Origin of the sequence: Bifidobacterium amazonense, assembly GCF_018555435.2 — a bacterium.
In the GTDB taxonomy this organism is placed as follows: Bacteria; Actinomycetota; Actinomycetes; order Actinomycetales; family Bifidobacteriaceae; genus Bifidobacterium; species Bifidobacterium amazonense.
Map to the genome: position 1 here is coordinate 1 of NZ_JAFEJT020000096.1, position 6,137 is coordinate 6,137.

At 64.0% G+C, this 6,137-nt stretch carries 5 protein-coding genes; 1 reads left to right on the forward strand and 4 read right to left on the reverse strand.

What is annotated here, in order from left to right:
• Together JS533_RS13135 and JS533_RS13140 are read right to left on the reverse strand one after the other, a co-directional pair.
• Positions 1-563 (reverse strand): fumarylacetoacetate hydrolase family protein (locus JS533_RS13135; RefSeq protein WP_241515214.1); only part of this gene is annotated, 563 nt, incomplete at its 3' end.
• Between the two features lie 144 nt (positions 564-707).
• A complete protein-coding gene (locus JS533_RS13140; RefSeq protein ID WP_241515216.1) occupies positions 708-1,547 on the reverse strand; it encodes a YggS family pyridoxal phosphate-dependent enzyme in 840 nt (279 codons plus the stop codon).
• A 315-nt stretch (positions 1,548-1,862) separates the two neighbouring features.
• On the opposite strand from JS533_RS13140, the gene JS533_RS13145 reads away from it, so the two are divergent.
• Positions 1,863-4,070 carry an LTA synthase family protein gene (locus JS533_RS13145; protein WP_241515218.1) on the forward strand — a complete coding sequence of 736 codons (2,208 nt, stop codon included), beginning with the start codon at positions 1,863-1,865 and terminating at the stop codon, positions 4,068-4,070.
• A gap of 388 nt (positions 4,071-4,458) precedes the next feature.
• Here JS533_RS13145 and JS533_RS13150 read toward each other — a convergent pair whose 3' ends face one another.
• Positions 4,459-5,907, reverse strand: coding sequence for a sugar nucleotide-binding protein (locus tag JS533_RS13150; RefSeq protein ID WP_241515220.1), 1,449 nt, complete (start codon positions 5,905-5,907; stop codon positions 4,459-4,461).
• Positions 5,908-5,956: 49 nt separating this feature from the next.
• Positions 5,957-6,137: hypothetical protein (locus JS533_RS13155; RefSeq protein WP_241515221.1), on the reverse strand; the 181-nt coding region annotated here is incomplete at its 5' end.

The following is a 6,137-nucleotide window of genomic DNA, read 5'->3' on the forward strand; positions in this document are numbered from 1 at the left end:
TCGCGCGCGACGATCCACGGGCCGAGCGGGCAGGACGTGTCGAAGCCCTTCGCGCGCGTCCACATCGGGTCCATGCCCTGCAGGTCGCGTAGCGTCACGTCGTTGACGCACGTGAAGCCGAGCACGTAGTCCATGGCCTTCTCGACCGGCACGTTCTTGGCGATGCGGCCCATGACCACGGCCACTTCCGGCTCGAAGTTCATGTCGTGGCTGAACGGCGGGATGACGATCGGATCGTCGGGGCCGATCACCGACGTGCTCGGCTTGGTGAAGATCACCATGTTCTCGGGCGCGTGGGCGACCTCGGAATGGCCGGCGGCGTGCATGAACTGCGCGTGCGCCTCGTAGTTCTTGGCCAGGCCGAACACCTTGGACGGCAGCACGGGGGCGAGCAGTCGCACGCCCTCGGCGTCCAGCGCGTAGCGGTTGCCGGTCGGCTCGACGGCGCCGGCGCCCAGCGGATAGCCGTTGAGCTCGATCAGATAGTCCTTGTGGTCGGTCGGGTCGTTCTGGACGAACGCGTAGCGGGGAGTGCCTTTGAGCGAAAATCGTGCAATTCTCATACAGCACAGTGTAGTCGCCGCAGTCGTCGCGAAATGAGCGCCGCGGCACAGTCGCGGCACACGCGACGATTACGCGCGATGGCACGCCCGCGTCGCGCGCGAACGCACACGTCCGTCACATCGCGACATCGCGCACGACAAACGTCAGATGAACGCGCGCTCGCCGAACACGCCGGTGCCGACGCGCACGATCGTCGAGCCTTCCGCGATGGCGAGCGCCAGATCGTGCGTCATGCCCATCGACAGTTCGGTGCAGTGTTCGGTGCCGGGCTCGCCCGCGTCGAGGATCTGGTCGCGCGTCTTGCGCAGGTGCGCGAAGCAGCGGCGGATGGTCGTCTCGTCGTCGACGTGCGCGCCGATCGTCATGAGTCCCTGCAGTTCGAGTCCGGCGAGCGTGCCGATGCGCTGCGCGAGCAGAATCGCGTGCGCCGGATCGCAGCCGGATTTCGACGCCTCGCCCGATTCGTTGACTTCGAGCAGGACGCCGACGGTGATGCCGCGCGCGACGGCTCGGCGGGAGATCTTTTCGGCCGCGTCGATCGAGTCGACGGATTCGATCGTGTCGACGACGGGCAGCACCTTGCCGATTTTGTTGCTTTGCAGCTGGCCGATCAGGTGGAACGGGATGTGCGTGGGGTCTGCTGCGGACGTCGCGGATGCCGCGGACCCGGCCGCGTCGGCCGCACCGAGCGAGAACCCGCGTTCCGCGCACAGCCGGGCCAGTCCCGCGGCCTTGACGGCGACCTCCTGCGGCCGGTTCTCGCCGATCATGCGGATGCCTGCGTCGATCGCGGCCATGATCTCGCCGACGTCGCGCGTCTTGGTCGCCGCGAGCAGCTTCACGGATCCGGCCGGGCGGCCCGCCGCCGATTCGGCCCGCGCGACCTCGTCCATCACGCGATGCACGCCGTCCGCGATCTGCAGCGTGCGCTGCGCGTCGATCGTCTCGTTCGCCAGATCCTTGTGGTCCATGTAAGCCGTCATGTCGCCCCTCTTTCGTAACGCTCCCATCGTAGCCGGCACGGGTCCGTCGCGCCATAGGCACGTCATATCCACGGCTCCGCGCGCCGGAGACGTTCCCGGCGGACAGACGTGCGGTCGTCGTGCCGCAGGCCACGGCTCCGTGCGACGGGGCCGGCCGCACGACCGGCCGCAGCGTCACCGGACGCCGCGTCGCCATCCCCGTCGACGTCCCGCATCCCCCATCCATCGGCCCGCACAAGGTTGCCGTACGGTGAACGTTTTCTGAACTCCCGACTACAATGTGCGAGGCCCTACCGACGGAGATGGACGTACGACATGACGCAGGAAACAACGCAACCGCAGACAGCCTCATCGCAGCAGGCATCGGCATCGCCGACGGACGACGCGACGCTGCCGCTCGACGCGACCCTGCGCGCGACGATCGTGCGTGTATGGAACCATCCGCACGCGCGTCGCATCCGCGGGACGCTCCTCGTCGCGGCCCGCGCGATCCGCGAACTGTGGCGCATGCGCATGCGGTTCTCCTACGCGTGCTACTTCATCGTGTTCACGGTCGTCACCGCGGCGTCGGTGACCGGCCTGCAGTGGGGCATGTATACGGAGCCGCAGTACGACGATCCCGACAGCGTGGACGCGACCACGCGCATCCAGCAGAGCGTGGCCGGTCAGGTGACGCGGTTCGTCAGTCAGATGTGGCTGGAGCAGCGGTACGTCTGGCTGCTGAATTTTCTGATATTGGGACTGATCTATCTGCTGCTGACGTTGCTGATCAACCGGTTCTGGATCGCGACCGCCGCGTTCGGCGCGACGATGGTCGTGTTCGCCGTGGCGAACGCGATCAAGGTGAAGCTGCGCAACGAACCGGTGATCCCCGCCGACATGAGTTTCATTTCGGGCGGCAATTCCGGCGACATCATGTCGTTCGTACCGTCCGACAGCCTGCCGCTCGTCCACGGGGCCGTCGGGTTGCTGGCCTGGTTCGTGGCCGGCTGCGTCGCGCTGCAGTTGCTTGACGGGCGCAACGGGTTCATCCCGTTCAGCTGGCGTCATCCGTTCCGCGATCCCAAAACCGTCGCGTGCAACTGCATGCGCGTGTTCACGCTTATGCTGACGGCGACGCTGTTCGTATCGTTCACGTGGAACCTGGGCGTCAGCGGGTCGGGCGCGCAGCAATGGTCGCGGCGCATGGGCGATGCGCCGCAGCTGTGGAACGCGTACGGCGACGCGAAGAACAACGGGCCGGCGATCAACTTCCTGCGTCTCGCGCACACCAAGGCGATGGACAAGCCGGAAGGGTACAACAAGGACGCCATGGAGCAGCTGGCGGCCAAGTACGCGAAACAGGCCAGTCAGATCAACCGGTCGCGTGCGAACCAGATGACGGACGGCACCGTGATCCTGCTGCTGTCCGAATCGTTCTCGGATCCGAACCGCGTGCCCGGCGTCTCGTTCAGCGAGGATCCGATGCCGTATATCCGGTCGGTCAAGGCCGGCACGACGTCCGGACTGATGCTCTCCCCCGGCTACGGCGGCGGCACGGCGAACATCGAGTACCAGGCGCTGACGGGATTGAGCATGGCGAACTACGATTCGTCGCTGTCCGTCGCCTACCAGCAGCTCGTGCCGGGACAGCAATGGTCGCCGTCGTTCAACCAGTTGTGGAGCGAGACCGGCGGCAGTTCGATCGCGTTCCATTCGTTCGACCGGAACATGTACTTCCGCGACGTCAACTACCGCAAGTTCGGTTTTTCGACGTTCTGGGCGAAAGACGGCAAGAACGCGATGTCGGGACTGCATCCGATCGACTCGGCGTGGTATTCGTCCGACGAGGCGACGTATGCGAACGTGCTGGAGCATGTGAACGACGCCGACCGGCAGTTCATCCAGGTCGTCACCATGCAGAACCACATGCCGTACAACGACTGGTATCGCGACAACCAGTTCAAGGACGCAGACACGTCGGAGAACGTCTCCGACGCGGAGCGCACGTCGATCGACACGTATGCGAAGGGCGTGAACTACACCGATCAGTACACGCGGGAGTTCCTCGCCCAGCTGGACCGGATCGACCGGCCGATCACGGTGATCTACTACGGCGATCATCTGCCCGGCATCTATGCGACGGCCGCGTCCGATCCGGCGAATTCCGTTACGCTGCACGAGACCGACTACTTCATCTGGTCGAACGCCGCGTCGGCCTCGCGGGGCGCCGTGCAGTCGGCTTCCGGATACACGTCGTCGAACTATTTCATGGCGCAGGCCGCGGAGCATATGAACGCGAAGGTCACGCCGTATCTGGCGTTTCTGACGGCCATGCGCGAGGCGATTCCGGCGATCGGACCGGCCGGTTCGGGCAGCGGCACCGACAAGCCGACCTATCTGGACGCTTCGGGCAAGGTGGTCGCGGAGGAGGACCTCCCGGCCAAGGCGAAGCGGATGCTGGCCGAATACCGGCTCATCCAGTACGACATGAGCGTAGGCAAGCACTACCTCAAAGACACCGGCTTCGTGGAATTCGGGTGATCGGAGTTCTCCGCGGCCCCCTCACTGAGGCATCGTGCCGTGCATAGATTCGGTCGGAGCGTCCGCTTGGTCTCGGAATCGCGCTGCGCGCGATGCCGTTTGTTTGGCGGCCTGCGGCCGCGAGCTCAGTGAGGACATCGCCGTAAAGCAAACGGCAGAGCCGTTTGTAGGCGATGTGCGAGCCGACAGGCGAGCCAGCAAAACGCGGGCGAAGCCCGTCCGTAATTGCAGGACGGCCGAGGCTCCGCCAGCATTATTTTGTCGGTATAAAGCTGGCGGTAGCCTTGGCCCCCTCACTGAGGGGGCTCCCGACGAAGTCGGGTGGGGGAGCTCCGCGGCCGAAGGCCGCTAATAAACAGCATCGCGCGAAGCGCGATTCCGTTACCTCTTACTTCGCAAGCTCCTTATCCACGTATGCGGTGAGGGATTTCTCCCAGTCGGCCGGCGTGTAACCCGCCGCCTCGATCTTGCTCAGGTCGAGCGCGGAATACACCGGACGCGGGGACACCGGGTTCTTCGCATTCGCGAAATACTCGGCCGTGCTGATCGGCCTGACCCTGTCCCCGTTGCCGTTCGTCCGCTCGAACACGGCGGCCGCGATCTGAGCCCAGTTCCTGACCGCACCCGAACCGGTCAGATTGTACGTGCCATACGGCGCATGGCTGTCGAGCAGATGGAAGATCGCCTCGGCCATGTCCTTGGTGAACGTGAGGCGACCATACTGGTCATCAACCACCGTCACCTGATCCAGCTCGTCATTCTCGTCCGCGACGCGGTTGGAGAGCATCATCATCGTCTTGACGAAGTTATGCCCCTCACCGATCACCCAACTGCTGCGGAGGATATAGTGCTCGGGAGCGTTGGCCACCGCGATGTCGCCCGCCGCCTTGGTCTGCCCATACACACCCAACGGCGCGAAGCCTTCGGTCTCCGTATGTTCCTCGAGCGTGCCATCGAACACGTAGTCCGAGCTGACATGCACGAGCGTGATGTGATGATCCCTCGCCACACGGGCCAACAAGGCGGGACCCTGCGCGTTCGCCTTCCACGCGACCGGACGGCCCTCCGCGGTCTCCGCCTTATCGACCGCGGTATACGCGCCCGCGTTGATGATCGTCCCGTACAGGCTCCAGTCGTACTTGTCGTACGCGGCCGGATCGGAGAAATCGAACTCGTCGATGTCCGTATACTCGAAACCCTCCAGACCGTGCGCCTCCGCGTACGCGCGGATCGCACGACCCAACTGGCCGTTGCAGCCCGTCACCAGCGTACGCTTCGGCGCCATCGGCCTGGCGTCCCTGAGCATCGGGTGATGCAGGTCCGCCTCGCTGCGCTCCGACTCCGACAGCGGGATCGGCCACCGGATGTCCAACTCCGGGTCGGCCAGGTTGACGAACGTGTACGTCTTCTTCTGCTCCAGACTCCAGTGCGCGTTCACCAGATACGTGTACACCGTACCGTCCTCCAACGCCTGGAAGCTGTTGCCCACGCCACGCGGCACGAAGATCGCCTTCGACGGATCCAAACGCGTCGTGAACACCTGACCAAAGCTCTCACCCGGACGCAAATCCACCCACGCGCCGAAAATCGAACCAGCCGCGATACTGATGTACTTGTCCCACGGCTCCGCATGAATGCCACGCGTCACGCCCTTCGTCGCATTAAACGAAATGTTGTTCTGCACCGGACCGAAATCAGGCAGACCCAACGCGGTCATCTTCGCACGCTGCCAGTTCTCCTTGAACCAGCCACGACTATCACCATGCACCGGCAGATCAAACACCAACAAGCCCGGAATATTCGTCTCCGTGACCTTCAGCTCCTTCTCAAAATCCATGATCAGCATCCTTTCCTTTTCAACCATTCCATGACACAGTTATCCGGATTCATTGTCTGTAACGGTTCGGCCTTATGAAGCGGCCTGGTTCTGTTCCGTCTCCGCTATGAAACGGAACAAAACCAGGCCACTTCAGCCATGCGCCATCCTTGAACGTGCTATAGGGGCCGCATCTTCGAGATGCGGCCATTTTTACATCCGCGTCGCGGCGATCACTGGCCTTGGGCCTT

Bases quoted from the DNA above. Each gene is read 5' to 3' on its own strand.
- JS533_RS13140 (WP_241515216.1), bottom strand. From the start codon at position 1,547: ATGACGGCTTACATGGACCACAAGGATCTGGCGAACGAGACGATCGAC.
- JS533_RS13145 (WP_241515218.1), top strand. From the start codon at position 1,863: ATGACGCAGGAAACAACGCAACCGCAGACAGCCTCATCGCAGCAGGCA.
- JS533_RS13150 (WP_241515220.1), bottom strand. From the start codon at position 5,907: ATGGATTTTGAGAAGGAGCTGAAGGTCACGGAGACGAATATTCCGGGC.